Genomic DNA, 16,005 nt, shown 5'->3' on the forward strand with positions numbered 1-16,005 from the left:
CGGCAGCGTGCGACGATTCCGCACCGACGATCACGTCGCGTCGGTGCTGTCGGAACTGTCGGAAGCGTCCTCCGCGAGGATGCGATACAGAGATCGGCGTGCCTCGATGAGCACCTCGGCTGCCTGGTCGACCTGACGCACGGTTCCGACTCCGGCCACCTGACCGGCAGCTCCCATCAATTGTCCGATCAGTGCCCGAAGATCACGCGCATCGACGCCGACGGAACCGGCTACGTCGTCCCAAGGACTGCCGAGATCTGCTCGATGGTCGTCGACATGACGCCTGCCCTCGGCCGTCAGTGCTGCCGTCTTCCGGCCGGCCACCTTGTCGATCAGCACCAAGCCCTCGTCTTCGAGCTGCGACAGGGCCGGGTAGATCGATCCCGGGCTCGGCTTCCAGGTTCCGTTGCTCTTCTCGGCGATCTGCTGGATGAGTTCGTAACCGTGCATCGGCCGGTCCTCGAGCAGCAGGAGGATCGCCGCGCGGACATCGCCACGTCGGCCCCGACCGCCTCGGCCCCGACCACGACCGAAGTCGGCATTCGGCCCGAAACCGCCGGCCCCGACACCACCGGGCCACATACCGTCACGCCCCCGCCCGACAGGACCTCCCCGACGTCTGCCGTGTTCTCCGTGACCTCTCCTTCCCCGACCTCTCTCGTGTCGTTCTCCGCCTTCTGGTTCTCCGTCTTCTGCCGGGCCGTGCTCGTCGTCCTGCGCAACCCACATCTGGAACGGCGCGCCACGTCGGCGCGGGTCTCCGTGCCGATTGCCTGCGAGTCCCATCCGGGGACCTCCGCGGCGTCCGAATTCGTGTGCAAAGCCTTCGAATGCGTAGTTCATCTCGTTCTCCTTAGTATCGATTGAACAAGTCGACGATATATCGGCAATAGAACTTTGACAAGGCCCTGAGGTTGCCTCTCTATCTGGACGTAGGGAACGCGACAGGACAGAGAAAGCCCATCACCCGATCCGAATGGGATCGATCTGAATCCGTACGCCCGCGCCGAGCTTCTTGGCGCTTCGGGACGCCTGCGCAGTCGACAGCGCTCGCGCCAGCGCTGCTCCGGTGCTTCGCGGAACCCGGATCAGCAGCCGCTGCACGTCTCCGGACAACCCGTCCTCGCTGCTCCCTGCCGGTGCGCGTTGACCGTCCGGGAGATCGACGGGACCCAGTACCTCCACCGTCTCGGGCAGATCTGCACTGTCGACCAACGCTGTGATCGCGTCGGTGGTCCCGTCGATCGCCGCCACGTGAACGGCCGGTGGAAACCGAACCTCGACTCGTTCGTCCAGCTGACTGCGCGCGTGCCACAGCGGATCCCAGCGCACCAGGGCCTGGACGGTGGGGATCTCGGACTCGGCCACCACGACCACACGTCCCCCAGCCGCCCCGGGCCGAACCATCGACGCAGCCGTCATCCAGCGGCGCAGTGTCTCCTCTGCCGCACGCAGATCCGCCCGGCCCAGCAGCGCCCAACCGTCGAGCAGCAGCGCGGCGCCGTATCCGCCGTCCACGGTCGGCTCGGCACCGACGGTCGACACCACGAGCGAACCACCGGGGCGCACGGTATCGAGGACGGTGGCCCCACCGGAGTTGTGTATCGGCACGCCAGGGAAGGCGCGGCCGAGCTCCTCGGCCGTGCGTCCCGCTCCGATCACCACGGCGCGCAGGTTGCGAGACCCGCAGACCGTACAGCGGTGTGCGGCATCGGCGATTCCGCACCAGGAACACGTCGGGCTGCCCGCGCCGTCGCTGCCCGGAGCCGAGGGCAGGGCGAGCGGACCGTTGCAGCGTCGACACCGAGCCGGATGGCGGCACTTCGCACACGCCAGCGACGGAACATAACCGGCGCGTGGAACCTGAACCAGCACAGGGGTATCCGCTTTCAGCGCCGCACGTGCGGCCTCGAAAGCGATCGCCGGTAGCCGCGCGACCCGGGCTGCCGGATCCCGAGCGAGCGCGTGGTCCGAGTCGGCCAGCGCGACCACGTGAGGTTGCCGTTCACGCACCAGCTCACGTGGGGCGACCAGGTCGTGGGCCCAGCCGGAATCGACGAGAGCCTCGGCCTCGGCCGTCCGGGAATGTCCGCCGACGACGACCGCGGCTCCCGACACGTGCGACCGGAGCAACGCCACCTCACGTGCATGCGGATACGGTGAGCGTGGTTCGGCGAAACTGTCGTCGCCGTCGTCCCAGATCGCGATCAGGCCGAGGTTCGACACGGGCGCGAACACCGCACTGCGTGTCCCTACCACGACAACGGGGCCCGACCTCAGACAGCGCAACCACTGCCGGTACCGCTTGGCCGGTCCCAAACCGGCCGACAGCGCCACCACACGGTCGGCCCCGACTGCCGCGGCGCATGCACCCTCCAGGCGATCGAGATCCCGTTGGTCGGGCACCACGACCACTGCGGACCGTCCGCTCCCCACGGTGACGGCAGCCAATTCGGCCAATCGAGCGGGCCACACCTCGCCGGGTAGGGCCTGCCACACCGCACGCGGAACACGGTGCTCGCCAAGGGCATCGAGGAAATTGGAGCCATGGGTATACGCCGCCCAGCCCGTGCGATCGACGACCGGCTCTGCTGCCTCGTCGACGACCGGAGGGGGCTCTGCCTCGACCCGTGCGTGGCGAGCCGGAACCGCCAGACGCAGCACATCCGCTCGCGTTCCTGCGTAGCGATCGGCCACCGCCGACACCAACTCGGCGATCTCGGGAGTCAGTACGCGCTCGGCGGACACGACCCGGTCCAGCCAGCCGAGACGACCGGGATGGTCGGTCTCGGCCAGCCTGGCGAGTACGAACCCGTCGACGAGCCGGCCGGCAAAACGAACGCGTACCCGCACACCGGGCTGGGCATCGTCGCTGACGTCCTCGGGAACGAGGTAATCGAACTCGCGGTCGAGGTGCGGCAGCGGAAGCATCGGAAGAATGCGCGCGATCGGCAGATCGGTTGCCGCTACCGGCGTCACACCAGCCACCGCACCTCCTTCTCGATCGTCACCCCACACTCGTCGTGGGAGCACCGAGCCGGTGCGAACAGGGTACGTGCGGCAGCATCGCTGCCGGAGTGGAGGGACCTACAGGCCTGCCGCATCCCGGAGCTTGTCGGCGCGATCGGTGGATTCCCACGGAAGATCGATGTCGGTACGTCCGAAGTGACCGTACGCGGCCGTCTGCGCGTAGATCGGGCGCAGCAGGTCGAGGTCGCGGATGATGGCACCGGGACGGAGGTCGAAGACCTCGCTGATCGCCGCCTGAATACGCGCGGGATCGGTCTTCTCGGTGCCGAACGTCTCGACGAACAGACCGACCGGTGCTGCCTTGCCGATCGCATAGGCCACCTGCACCTCGATGCGGTCGGCCAGACCGGCTGCGACCGCATTCTTGGCGACCCACCTCATTGCGTATGCGGCGCTGCGGTCGACCTTCGACGGGTCCTTGCCCGAGAATGCTCCGCCGCCGTGCCGAGCCATGCCGCCGTACGTGTCGACGATGATCTTTCGGCCGGTCAGACCGGCGTCTCCCATCGGACCACCCAGCACGAACTTTCCGGTGGGATTGACCAGCAACCGGACGTTCGAGGTGTCGAGAGTCGGTACGTCCAGCTCTGCAAGTACCGAGCCCAGGACCTTCTCGCGGATGTCGGGAGTGAGCAGGTTGTCGAGGTCGATGTCTGCTGCATGCTGCGTCGAGATCACGACGGTATCGAGACGAACGGCGTCGTCCCCGTCGTACTCGATGGTGACCTGAGTCTTGCCGTCCGGACGCAGATACGGCAGCACACCGCTCTTGCGAACCTCGGTCAGTCTCCGAGAAAGCCTGTGTGCCAACGCAATCGGCAGTGGCATGAGCTCGGGCGTATCGGTGTTGGCGTAGCCGAACATCAATCCTTGGTCGCCGGCACCCTGACGGTCGATCTCGTCGTCGGACAATCCTTCGACGCGGGCCTCGTGCGAATGGTCGACGCCCTGCGCGATCTCGGGTGACTGCGCGCCGATGGCGACGTTCACACCACAGGAGTTTCCGTCGAATCCCTTGGCGGACGAGTCGTATCCGATCTCGAGCACCTTCTCGCGCACGATCTTCGGGATGTCGGCGTAGGCGGTGGTGTTCACCTCACCTGCGACGTGGACCTGGCCCGTGGTGACGAGCGTCTCCACCGCCACTCGGGCTCGCGGATCCTCGGTGAGAAGAGCGTCGAGGATGGAATCGCTGATGGCGTCACAGATCTTGTCTGGATGACCTTCTGTAACGGACTCGCTGGTGAAAAGCCGACTACCGGACTTGCTCACGGACTTCCTCTCGACGCATGTTCTTGCCCGACCCGACGGCTGATGCCGGCCGAGCACTCCACGAAAATTGATGTTCCCTCGGTGTTATCGCCCCTGTGGGAGCCACGCAAACCTTTACGGCGCTGTCGCCCTGGTACCCAGAACGCTAGCTGCTACGACATCGATCGTGCACCCTCGACATCAGCGGGTGTCCGAAGTGGGCCGCGTATCGCGGGAGCGAAGCATCTGGGCGACCGAATCCAACACCCTGCTGGCGAGCAGAGCTTTCGAGCCCTCCCCCAGCGCGGCCTCGGAGCCGTCGGACCCCAACAACCAGCCGTCGTTGTGGTCGACCTCGAAGGCCTTGCCGTCACCCACCGCATTGACGACGAGCAGATCGCAGCCTTTGCGTTCGAGCTTGGCTCGCGCGTAGGTGAGCACGTCACCGTCGGCGTCGCCCGTCTCGGCGGCGAATCCGACGATCACCGTCGACGATCGGACGTCTCCGCTGTGCCGAGCCGACACGAGACCGGCGAGGATGTCGTCGTTGCGGACCAGAGGGATCGACGACGGTTCGTTCGAGCCCTTCTTGATCTTGCTGCTCGCGATGGACTCGGGTCTGAAGTCGGCGACCGCAGCCGCCATCACCACTGCGTCGACGTCGGTCGCATACGAGCGCACCGCGTCCTGCATATCGGACGCGGTCTTCACGTGGACCACATCGACCGCCGCGGGTGCCTCGAGGTCGCTGGTGTACCCGGCGATCAAGGTCACGTGGGCACCGCGCTGGGCTGCGACGCGAGCCAACGCGTACCCCTGCTTGCCGGAACTCCGATTCCCCAGAAAACGAACGGGATCGAGGGGTTCCCGCGTACCACCGGCCGAGATCAGAATTCGCCGTCCCTCGAGATCGCGCGGCATCGCGTCCGCACGTTCGGTCAGCAGCATGGCGAGAGCGAAAATCTCCTCGGGCTCGGGCAGTCGGCCCGAACCGGTGTCGCGTCCGGTCAACCGGCCGGACGCAGGCTCGATCACCTGGGTACCGCGCGATCGGAGCGTGGTGACGTTCGCGACGGTGGCCGGGTGTTCCCACATCTCCGTGTGCATGGCCGGGGCCAACACGACGGGGCACCGAGCGGTCAGCAACGTCGCGGTGAGCAGATCGTCCGCCCGCCCGCCCGCGATTCGAGCCATCAGGTCCGCGGTGGCCGGCGCGACGACGACGAGATCCGCTTCCTGCCCCAGCCGGACGTGCGGCACCTCGGGCACATCGGCGAACACGCCGGTGTGCACCGGCTGGCCGGACAATGCCTCGAATGTTGCGCGGCCGACGAATTCGAGCGCCGACGCAGTCGGAATCACTCGAACCTGATGGCCGTTCTCGGTGAATTTTCGAATGAGCGCACAACTCTTGTAGGCGGCGATACCGCCGCCTACTCCGACGACCACATGCACGTCAGGTGTCCCCTGTCGGGTTCTTATTCGCCTTCGGTGTGCTCGAGGAGGTCTGCGTGAATCTCGCGAAGCGCGATGGACAGCGGCTTTTCCTGCAGACCGGGCTCGACCAGCGGTCCCACGTATTCGAGGATTCCGTCACCGAGCTGGTTGTAGTAGTCGTTGATCTGGCGTGCACGCTTGGCTGCGTAGATGACGAGGGCGTACTTCGACGAGGTGCGCGCGAGCAATTCGTCGATGGGTGGATTGGTGATGCCGAGCGGCGTGTCGTAGGCCGGCAGAGCGCTGCGTCCGTCGAAGTCGGAAACGGCCGCTGAAGTGCTGCTCACTGATGATCTCCTGAAATTGCATCGTTGGTGCTACGAACTAGCTGGTCGGGGCCTCGTGCGCCGTGAATATGGTCAGCTGTTACCGACCGACGACCTACCGACCAACAAGGATACCAACTGTTCGCACGAATGGTCGACATCGGTATTGACAACGACCGTGTCGAACTCGTCCTGTGCCGCCAATTCCACCCTCGCCGTTTCCAGCCGCCGCTCGGTGGCGGCGCTCTCCTCCGTCGCTCGACCTACCAGACGAGAGACCAGGTCTTCCCACGTCGGCGGTGCCATGAACACCAGCAGGGCTTCCGGCTTGGACACCCGAACGGCACGCGCACCGGCCAGATCGAGCTCGAGCAGTACCGGACTGCCGGCTTCCAGAGCGGCGTCCACTGCGGCTGCAGGGGTTCCCGACCGCTGCAGGCCGCCGTGGATACTCGCCCACTCCAACAGCTCACCGTCGGCGATCATCCGGTCGAACTCCTCGGACGACACGAAGTGGTAGTCCTGACCATCCACCTCGCCGGGCCGCGGCGATCGCGTCGTGACCGACACACTGAAGACCAGCTCCGGTAGCGCCGCGCGCACGAGCCGAACGACACTGGACTTGCCGACGCCGGAAGGGCCGGACAGCACCACCAACCGGCCCCGCTTCTTCTCCGGCGCGGACGTCGCCGCAGTGTCACTCACCGTCGTCAGGCCTCGAAATCGAACTTCGTCAACAGCGCTTTGCGCTGCCGATCCCCGAGTCCGCGCAGTCGACGAGTGGGCGCGATCTCCAACTCCGTCATCAGCTCCGCGGCCTTGACCTTGCCCACCTTCGGCAACGCCTCGAGCAATGCGGATACCTTCATCTTGCCGAGAATCTCGTCCGTCTCGGCGTCCTTGAGAACCTGCTTGAGGTCGGTGCCGCCGCGCTTGAGGCGCTCCTTGAGCTCGGCGCGAGCCTTGCGGGCGATAGCTGCCTTCTCGAGGGCAGCAGCGCGCTGCTCGGGGGTCAATTGGGGAAGGGCCACTGTCGGTTCCTCCGTCTTCTCGTTTCGGGGCGAGCGACCGGTCCGATCAGGATCGGTACGCCGCTCATCGGTAGGTGCCTGCCGAGGACCATCCGTGCAGGGGTTCCCGGTCGATTCGCATTGTCGTCGGCAGCGTTAGCGACCGTACCGACGACGGGCGCTCACCGCTAACCCACCCCCACACGCTCGCCGACGCGACCATGGACTATGCGAGACCCGCTTCGATCTCGTCACGCAACTGCGTCGCCGCCGCACGCAACGCCGTCACCGACGGACCCGCCGCCAGCACACTCCGAGAGGAGTTCGGCAACAGCAGCTCTCGGCAATCACGGAAGATCTCTGCCAGATCGTTCACCGTGGCACCTTGGGCACCCAAGCCGGGCGCGAGCACCGGCCCGCGGTAGCCCGACAGATCGAGGCCGTGATCGCGGGTGGCGCCGACCACCAGGCCCACCGTGTCTGCATCGACACGGTTGCGCGCAGCCGCCGCGTCGACGATCGACTGCGCAACGGACCCACCCGTCGACATCGACGCGTGCTGCAGCGCGGAACCTTCCGGATTCGACGTCCGGGCAAGGACGAACACACCGCGGTCGTTTGCGACAGCTCGGTCGATCGCCGCACCCAACGAGTCGAACCCCAGGTACGGCGACACCGTGACGGCATCGGACGACAACGGAGAACCCGGCTCCAGCCACGCCTGCGCGTACGCATCCATCGTCGTTCCGATATCGCCGCGCTTGGCATCGGCGATCACCAACGTGCCTGCGTCCCGCAACACCCCGACAGTGCGCTCGAGAACCGCATAGCCGGCTGAACCGTACGACTCGAAGAACGCCACCTGAGGCTTGACGACAGCCACCTCACCGACGAACGCCTCCACACACAGCTCGGCGAAGACCTCGAGACCGTCCGCCGAGCGCGGCAGGTCCCACGCCTCGAGCAGAGCCGGATGCGGATCGATGCCGACGCACAGCCGACCGCGCGCGGCGACCGCTGCCCGGAGCCGGTCCGACCAACTGTGGTGATGACTCACGGCAGAACCAGGCCTTCCTTCAGACCCGCATGCAGATCCTGCAGGGAACGAACACCGATTCCACCGGCGATGGCGGCCTCGATGCCCTGCACTGCGGCCGACGCACCCTGCACCGTGGTGATGCACGGAATGTTCTGCGCCACAGCGGCAGAACGGATTTCGTATCCGTCGACGCGGGGACCGGAGTTGCCGTACGGGGTATTGATGACCATCGCGATGTCGCCGGCCAGGATGCGGTCGACGATCGTCTGCTCACCCTCCGGGACATCCTCGCCCGACTGCTTGTACACCTGCTCGCACTTGATTCCGTTGCGCCGCAACACATCTGCGGTTCCTTCGGTGGCCAGGATGTCGAACCCGAGATCGGCGAGTCGTTTCACCGGGAAGATCAACGACCGCTTGTCCTTGTTCGCCACCGACACGAATACTGCACCGCCGGCGGGCAGCGAACCGTACGCGGCGGTCTGACTCTTGGCGAAGGCAGTGCCGAAATCGAAGTCGATACCCATCACCTCACCGGTGGACTTCATCTCCGGGCTGAGCAGTGTGTCGACGCCGGTTCCGTCCGCGCGGCGGAACCTGTTGAACGGCAACACCGCTTCCTTGACGGCGATAGGCGCACCCGCCGGGACGGTGCCACCGTCTCCGGTCTCCGGCAGGATTCCCGCAATCCGAAGTTCGGCGATGCTCTCCCCCAACATCACTCGGGCGCAGGCCTTCGCCAGCTGCACGGCCGTCGCCTTGGACACGAACGGCACCGTCCGGCTGGCCCGAGGGTTGGCCTCGAGGACGTACAGAATGTCGTCCTTGAGGGCGTACTGCACGTTCAGCAGGCCCTGGACACCGATTCCCTTCGCGAGGGCTTCGGTCGATCGACGCACGTTCTCCAAGTCGGTCTTGCCGAGCGTGATCGGCGGGAGCGCACATGCGGAGTCGCCGGAGTGGATGCCGGCCTCCTCGATGTGCTCCATGATGCCGCCGATGTACACCTCGGTGCCGTCGCACAGCGCGTCGACGTCGATCTCCACGGCATCTTCCAGGAACCGGTCGACCAGCACCGGTCGGTCGTCCGAGATCTCCGTCGCATTGGAGATGTAGGTCGCCAGGGATGCCTCGTCGTAGACGATCTCCATACCGCGTCCGCCCAGCACGTACGACGGGCGCACCAACACCGGGTAACCGATTCCTGCGGCGATCTCACGCGCCCCGTCGAACGTCGTCGCGGTGCCGTACTTGGCTGCCGGCAGTCCTGCCGCGTCCAGTACCTTGCCGAACTCTCCGCGGTCCTCGGCGAGGTCGATGGCCTCGGGAGAGGTTCCGACGATGGGTACGCCTGCGGCTTTCAGTCGCTTCGCCAGACCGAGCGGGGTCTGTCCGCCCAGCTGCACGATGACCCCGCGCACCGTTCCCGACGCCGCCTCGGCCCGGTACACCTCGAGCACGTCCTCGAACGTCAGCGGCTCGAAGTACAGGCGATCGGCGGTGTCGTAGTCGGTGGAGACGGTCTCGGGGTTGCAGTTGACCATGACCGTCTCGTAGCCGGCCTCGGACAGCGTCAGCGCCGCGTGCACACAGCTGTAGTCGAATTCGATGCCCTGACCGATGCGGTTGGGACCGGATCCGAGGATCAGGACCTTGGGCCGGTCCGGCTGCGGGGCAACCTCGGTCTCGGCTTCGGGGTCGAGCTCGTAGGTGCCGTAGTGGTACGGGGTCTTGGCCTCGAACTCCGCCGCACAGGTGTCGACAGTCTTGTAGACCGGGTGCACACCGAGCTCGTCGCGCAGCGCCCGCACTCCGTCCTCACCGTCGAGTTCGGGTCGCAGAGCGGCGATCTGGCGATCGGACAGACCGTGGTACTTGGCCTGACGCAGCAGCGCCTCGTCGAATTCGGCCGCCTCGCGAACCTGGACGCCGAGTTCGTGGATCTGCTGGAACTGGTCGAGGAACCACGGGTCGATCTTGGTCGCCTCGAACAGCTGCTCGAGGGTGGCACCGAGAGCGAATGCCTTCTCGATCCCGTACATCCGACCGTCCTGCGGTACGGACAGGTCCTTCAGCAACGCGTCCAGACTTTCTGCCTCGACCTCGGGGCCGGTCCAGTAGCCCGCGCGCTTGGTTTCGAGCGAGCGCATCACCTTGCCGAAGGCCTCGGTGAAGTTGCGGCCGATGGACATCGCCTCGCCGACGGACTTCATCGTCGTGGTCAGTGTGCCGTCGGCACCGGGGAACTTCTCGAACGCGAATCGCGGTGCCTTGACCACCACGTAGTCCAGCGTCGGCTCGAAGCAGGCCGGCGTCTCCTTGGTGATGTCGTTGACGATCTCGTCGAGGGTGTACCCGATGGCCAGCTTGGCGGCCATCTTGGCGATCGGGTAGCCCGTGGCCTTGGACGCCAGAGCCGACGAGCGTGACACTCGCGGGTTCATCTCGATGACGACGAGTCGGCCGTCGGCCGGATCCATGGCGAACTGGATGTTGCAGCCACCGGTGTCGACGCCCACCTCGCGCAGGATGTCGATGGAGAGGTCGCGCATCTTCTGGTACTCGCGGTCGGTCAGCGTCATCGCCGGCGCGACGGTGACCGAGTCACCGGTGTGCACGCCGACGGGATCCACGTTCTCGATGGAACAGACGATGACCACGTTGTCGCGGCCGTCACGCATGAGCTCGAGCTCGTATTCCTTCCAGCCGAGGATGGACTCCTCGATCAACACGTTGGCCGTCGGGGACGCCGCCAGGCCGCCTCCCGCGATCCGAGTCAGATCCTCGTTGTTGTAGGCCAATCCCGAACCGAGCCCACCCATCGTGAACGACGGCCGGACGACGACCGGGAAACCGAGCTCGGCGACGGTCTCGCGTACCTCGTCCATCGTGTAGCAGACGGCCGACTTGGCGGATTCTCCACCGACCTTGGCGACGATGTCCTTGAACTTCTGTCGGTCCTCGCCGCGCTGGATCGCGTCGAAGTCGGCCCCGATCAGTTCGACGCCGTACTTGGTGAGAATGCCCTGATCGTGCAGAGCGACAGCAGCATTGAGAGCCGTCTGTCCGCCCAGGGTCGCGAGTACGGCCTGGATGGGGTGGCCCTGCTCGGCCTCGCGAGCGAAGATCTTCTCGATGAACTCCGCGGTGATCGGCTCGACGTACGTCGCGTCGGCGAACTCCGGGTCGGTCATGATCGTGGCCGGGTTCGAGTTGACGAGGCTGACCCGTAGGCCTTCCTCACGAAGCACTCGACACGCCTGGGTGCCGGAGTAGTCGAACTCGCAGGCCTGGCCGATGACGATCGGGCCGGATCCGATGACCAGGACGTGGTTCAGGTCTGTGCGGCGTGGCATTACTTCTTCTCCTGAAGGACGCTGGTGAAACGGTCGAAGAGGTAGGCGGCGTCGTGCGGGCCGGCCGCGGCCTCGGGGTGGTACTGCACCGAGAAGGCGCTGCCGCCGATCAGCTCGACGCCCTCGACGGTGCCGTCGTTGGCGCAGGTGTGGCTGATTCGTGCTCGACCGAAGTCGGTGTCGAACTCCTCGCCGGCTTCACCTTCGAGTGCGAACCCGTGATTCTGCGCGGTGATCGCGATGCGACCGGTGGTGTGCTCGATGACCGGGATGTTCATGCCGCGGTGGCCGAACTTCATCTTGTACGTGCCGCGACCCAGTGCCCGCCCGAAGATCTGGTTGCCGAAGCAGATGCCGAACAGCGGCAGCTCTCGTTCGAGTACCTGCCTTGTCAGCGCGACACTCGTGTCTGCCGTGGCCGGGTCTCCCGGGCCGTTGGACAGGAACACACCGTCCGGGTTCAGTTCGAGAACCTGCTCGATGCTGGTGTTCGACGGCACCACGTGCACGCGGATACCGCGCTCGGCGAACATTCGTGGAGTGTTGGTCTTGATGCCGAGATCGACTGCCACGACGGTGAATCGAGCGTCGCCGGTCGGTTCGATGGTGTACCCGGCACCGGTGGTCACCTCGCCGGCGAGATCCGCGCCGAGCATGGACTGCTGACCGGTCACCTGCTCGAGCATCTCTTCAGAGGTGCCAAGGGCGTCGCCCGAGAACACTCCCGCCCGCATCGAACCGCGCGTACGCAGGTGCCGAACCAGGGCACGCGTGTCGATTCCGGCGATGCCGACGACGTTCTGCGCCTCGAGCTGGTCTTGCAGCGTTCCGGTCGAGCGCCAGCTCGACGTCCGGCGCGCTGGATCTCGAACGACGTAACCGGCGACCCAGATCTTGTTGGGATCCTGGGCACTGGCCGCCTCGCCGTCCTCCTGGTTCCAGCCGGTGTTACCGATCTGCGGAGCCGTGGCCACCACGATCTGGCGGTGGTAGCTCGGATCGGTCAGCGTCTCCTGGTATCCGGTCATACCGGTGCAGAAGACGGCTTCGCCGAGCGTGCGTCCCTGGGCCCCGAACGTGGTGCCGCGGAACGTCCGGCCGTCCTCCAGAACAAGAACTGCGCTGCTCACGCGGTTTCCTCCTTGGTTTCTCCGGTGAAACCCTCTGTCCACACCGGGTAGATCTGCTTGTCGTCGGCCCTGAAGCCGGTGTCTATCTCGGTCCCCGTCGGCAACTCCCATCGGATCACCAGGAGACCGTCCTTGGTCATGACCTTGCCCGCGAGTCCGCGCTCGGTACGGATCGCCCGGATCGATTCGTTCGGAATCCAGATGGGTGACTCGCCGTCCCGATCGAGGAGGATTCCCTTCTCGTGTCGTGACAGCTCGCCGGTGGCGCGGTGGCCGATGTCGCCCACGGCGATCCGGTCCTGCCAACTCGGCGCAATGGTGCTGCCGACGTAGAGCCCGGTGGCCGGCTGGATTCGGTTGGCACCCAGGTCGTCCGGCACGGCCGGGAACTCGCCGATGCGTCCTTCCTGACGCTTCTGACGCCCGCGCCAACCCCGGAAGATCAGCGCGATCATCAGCGCCCAGAACAGGATGAAGCCGATGACGATGAGAACTCTGTCCACGGCTCTACTCCCCTGCCCTGTTCGCCACGACTCCGTCGCGGACGGTGATACGTCCACGGAAGACGGTCGTGGTCACCTTGGACGAGAAGCTCATGTCCTCGAACGGTGTGTTGTGTGCGACGCTGGCGAGCTTCTTGCCCGACACCGTCCAGTCGGCCTTCGGATCGACCAGCGTCAGGTTGGCGATTTCGCCCACCTCGATCGGACGGCCCTGATCTGCCAGGCCGACGATCTCGGCCGGACGTTCGCTCATGACCCTCGCCACACCGCGCCAGTCCAGCAGACCCGGGTTCACCATCGTGTCGACGACGATCGACAGCGCGGTCTCCAGTCCGAGCATCCCGGGCCGCGCGATGGAGAACTCACAGCACTTGTCCTGCTCGGCATGCGGTGCGTGATCGGTTGCCACGCAATCGATCACGCCGTCGGCAAGACCCCTGCGCAACGCGTCCACGTCGGACTTCTCGCGCAACGGCGGGTTCACCTTGTTGACGGCGTCGTACGTCTCCAGACGCGAGTCGTCGAGGAGCAGGTGATGGGGCGTTACCTCGGCGGTGATCGAAATTCCCTGCCCCCGAGCCCATTTCAGCAACTCGACGGTGCCGGCAGTGGAGGCATGGCAGATGTGCACCCGCGCATTCGCGTCCCGAGCGAGCAGGGCATCGCGCGCGACGATCGATTCCTCGGCGGCACGGGGCCATCCGGTGAGACCGAGCCGGGCGGCGTTGGGACCCTCGTGAGCGACCGAACCGACGGTCAATCGCGGTTCTTCCGCATGCTGGGCGATCAACACTCCGAGCGAACTCGAGTACTCCAGTGCGCGACGCATGATCAAGGGATCGTCGACGCAGTGGCCGTCGTCGGAGAACATCTTGACCCGACCGACCCCGGCAGCCATCGTGGCCATCTCGGCCAGCTGCTTGCCTTCGAGCCCCACGGTGACGGCCCCGACGGGGTGCACGTCGACGAGCCCGACTTCCTGTCCGCGGCGCCACACATGGTCGGTCACGACGACCGAATCCGCGACCGGCGAGGTGTTGGCCATGGCGAACACGGCGGTGTACCCGCCCAGAGCGGCTGCGGCGGAGCCGGATTCGATGGTCTCGGTGTCTTCCCGACCGGGCTCCCGCAGATGGGTGTGCATGTCGACGAATCCGGGCAGCAGAACCTGGCCGCGCGCCTCGACCACGTCGGCACCGTCGGCGTCGACGTCAGGCCCGATCTCGACGATCTCCTCGCCAGTGATCAGGACGTTCGTTTCGGGGCCCTCGCCGTACAGCAGGACTCCACGCAGCAGTACCGACGGTGCCGGAGCGGTCATGATGCTCCCCCGTCCGAACCGACCAGCAATCGGAACAGGACTGCCATCCGCACGTGAACTCCATTCGTAACCTGTTGCAAGACTGCAGTTTTGGGTGAGTCAGCCACCGAGGACGCGATCTCCATACCGCGCAGCATCGGCCCCGGATGCAGCACCACGGCGTGCTCGGGCAGCAAGTCGAGTCGGCGCTGCGAAAGCCCGTACGTGATCGAGTACTCCCGCGCCGACGGAAAGAACCCGCCGTTCATCCGCTCGGCCTGCACCCGAAGCATCAACACCGCGTCCAACCCGGGTAGCTCGGCATCGATGTCGTGCGAGACCCGAACCGGCCAGCCCTCGACACCGACCGGCAGCAGAGTCGGTGGCGCTACCAGCACGACGTCGGCTCCGAGGGTGGACAGGAGAATCGCGTTCGATCGCGCTACCCGGCTGTGCAGAACATCGCCGACGATCGCGATCCGGCGACCGGAGATATCGCCCAGGCGTTGCCGAACCGTCAGGGCATCGAGTAGCGCCTGAGTGGGGTGTTCGTGGGTACCGTCGCCCGCATTGATGACCGCAGGACCGGCACCAGCGGAACGACCATCGAGACCAGCGCCTTGGTCGGCGGTCCACCGGGCGATCTGGTGCGCGGCACCGGACGCAGGGTGGCGGACGATGAGTGCGTCGGCACCGGCCGCACGCAGGGTCATCGCAGTGTCGCGGAGGGACTCCCCCTTGGATACCGACGAACTGCTGGCGCTGACGTTGATCACGTCGGCACTCATCCATTTGCCCGCGACCTCGAACGACACCCGTGTTCGGGTGGAGTTCTCGAAGAAGACGGTCATGATCGTCCGGCCGCGCAATGTCGGCAGCTTCTTGACCTCGCGACCGAGCAGTGCCTGCTCGAAACGTTCGGCCTCGTCGAGTAGTTCGGTGGCGGATTCTGCGGTGAGGTCGGCGACCGACAGCAGGTGTTTCATCGCGTCGATCCTCCCTCGGACAAGCTGACGCCATCCCGCCCGTCGTGCTCGGAGAGCAGCACCGAGACGTCCTCGGAGCGGGCCGTGGGCACGTTCTTGCCCACGTAATCCGCCCGGAGGGGAAGTTCGCGGTGGCCGCGATCGATCAGGACCGCGAGTTGGACGGCGCGAGGGCGTCCGACATCGCGCAGCGCGTCGAGCGCCGAGCGGACGGTACGGCCGGAAAACAGCACGTCGTCGACCAGAACGACCAGGGCATCGTCGACTCCGCCGGTCGGCACCGAGGTGCGTTCGAGTGGACGGTGCGGCTTGTTGCGCAGATCGTCGCGGTACAGGGTGATGTCGAGCGAGCCGAGCGGGGGCCGCACGCCGGAGAACGCCTCGATACGTTCGGCGAGACGCTCGGCCAGAGTGGTACCGCGAGTGGGAATGCCCAGCAGCACGACACGCGGCGAGTCGGGAGCGTCGAGCGCGGTCTTCTCGATGATCTGGTGAGCCATACGAGAGATGGTCCGACCTACATCGGCTGCGGACAGCAACTCGCGGACGGCAGAATCGGCGGATGAACTTTCGGGCGCAGGCAAACTACGACCTCCTTCTCCGCCTCTCTGGACGGATCGTTAAAGGATGTCTGGCA

Annotated in this window: 14 protein-coding genes; all 14 read right to left on the reverse strand. The window is 66.0% G+C overall.

The window, feature by feature from the left end; all coding sequences use genetic code 11:
* Positions 1-30: 30 nt before the first annotated feature.
* The gene (locus VF34_RS25880; RefSeq protein ID WP_032372470.1) at positions 31-450 is read right to left on the reverse strand and encodes a PadR family transcriptional regulator; all 420 of its coding nucleotides are present in this window, start codon (positions 448-450) and stop codon (positions 31-33) included.
* A 513-nt stretch (positions 451-963) separates the two neighbouring features.
* Complete coding sequence (locus VF34_RS16905) at positions 964-2,931, reverse strand: primosomal protein N' (RefSeq protein WP_196249498.1); 1,968 nt, start codon at positions 2,929-2,931, stop codon at positions 964-966.
* Positions 2,932-3,087: 156 nt separating this feature from the next.
* Positions 3,088-4,302, reverse strand: a complete 1,215-nt coding sequence (gene metK, locus VF34_RS16910) for a methionine adenosyltransferase (RefSeq protein ID WP_032372472.1) — start codon at positions 4,300-4,302, stop codon at positions 3,088-3,090.
* 180 nt (positions 4,303-4,482) lie between these two features.
* Positions 4,483-5,736, reverse strand: coding sequence for a bifunctional phosphopantothenoylcysteine decarboxylase/phosphopantothenate--cysteine ligase CoaBC (coaBC, locus tag VF34_RS16915; protein WP_032372473.1), 1,254 nt, complete (start codon positions 5,734-5,736; stop codon positions 4,483-4,485).
* A 23-nt stretch (positions 5,737-5,759) separates the two neighbouring features.
* Complete coding sequence (gene rpoZ / locus VF34_RS16920) at positions 5,760-6,065, reverse strand: DNA-directed RNA polymerase subunit omega (protein ID WP_008716576.1); 306 nt, start codon at positions 6,063-6,065, stop codon at positions 5,760-5,762.
* 72 nt (positions 6,066-6,137) lie between these two features.
* On the reverse strand, positions 6,138-6,749 hold the full coding sequence (gene gmk / locus VF34_RS16925; protein ID WP_032372474.1) for a guanylate kinase: 612 nt from the start codon (positions 6,747-6,749) through the stop codon (positions 6,138-6,140).
* A gap of 5 nt (positions 6,750-6,754) precedes the next feature.
* The gene (mihF, locus tag VF34_RS16930) at positions 6,755-7,075 is read right to left on the reverse strand and encodes an integration host factor, actinobacterial type (protein ID WP_027496987.1); all 321 of its coding nucleotides are present in this window, start codon (positions 7,073-7,075) and stop codon (positions 6,755-6,757) included.
* 205 nt (positions 7,076-7,280) lie between these two features.
* Positions 7,281-8,111 carry an orotidine-5'-phosphate decarboxylase gene (pyrF, locus tag VF34_RS16935; RefSeq protein WP_032372475.1) on the reverse strand — a complete coding sequence of 277 codons (831 nt, stop codon included), beginning with the start codon at positions 8,109-8,111 and terminating at the stop codon, positions 7,281-7,283.
* Positions 8,108-11,449 carry a carbamoyl-phosphate synthase large subunit gene (gene carB, locus VF34_RS16940; RefSeq protein WP_032372476.1) on the reverse strand — a complete coding sequence of 1,114 codons (3,342 nt, stop codon included), beginning with the start codon at positions 11,447-11,449 and terminating at the stop codon, positions 8,108-8,110. The genes pyrF and carB overlap by 4 nt, the downstream gene beginning before the upstream one ends.
* The gene (carA, locus tag VF34_RS16945) at positions 11,449-12,690 is read right to left on the reverse strand and encodes a glutamine-hydrolyzing carbamoyl-phosphate synthase small subunit (RefSeq protein WP_371828006.1); all 1,242 of its coding nucleotides are present in this window, start codon (positions 12,688-12,690) and stop codon (positions 11,449-11,451) included. Before carA ends, carB begins: the two co-directional genes overlap by 1 nt.
* A complete protein-coding gene (locus VF34_RS16950) occupies positions 12,576-13,082 on the reverse strand; it encodes a PH-like domain-containing protein (protein ID WP_032372477.1) in 507 nt (168 codons plus the stop codon). The genes carA and VF34_RS16950 overlap by 115 nt, the downstream gene beginning before the upstream one ends.
* Positions 13,083-13,086: 4 nt before the next feature.
* Positions 13,087-14,403, reverse strand: a complete 1,317-nt coding sequence (locus VF34_RS16955) for a dihydroorotase (protein WP_027496982.1) — start codon at positions 14,401-14,403, stop codon at positions 13,087-13,089.
* Positions 14,400-15,368 carry an aspartate carbamoyltransferase catalytic subunit gene (locus tag VF34_RS16960; protein ID WP_032372478.1) on the reverse strand — a complete coding sequence of 323 codons (969 nt, stop codon included), beginning with the start codon at positions 15,366-15,368 and terminating at the stop codon, positions 14,400-14,402. Before VF34_RS16960 ends, VF34_RS16955 begins: the two co-directional genes overlap by 4 nt.
* Entirely contained in the window at positions 15,365-15,952 is a 588-nt protein-coding gene (gene pyrR, locus VF34_RS16965; RefSeq protein ID WP_032372479.1) for a bifunctional pyr operon transcriptional regulator/uracil phosphoribosyltransferase PyrR, read from the reverse strand. Before pyrR ends, VF34_RS16960 begins: the two co-directional genes overlap by 4 nt.
* Between the last annotated feature and the right edge of the window lie 53 nt (positions 15,953-16,005).

The organism is Rhodococcus sp. PML026, assembly GCF_000963615.1.
In the GTDB taxonomy this organism is placed as follows: Bacteria; Actinomycetota; Actinomycetes; order Mycobacteriales; family Mycobacteriaceae; genus Rhodococcoides; species Rhodococcoides fascians.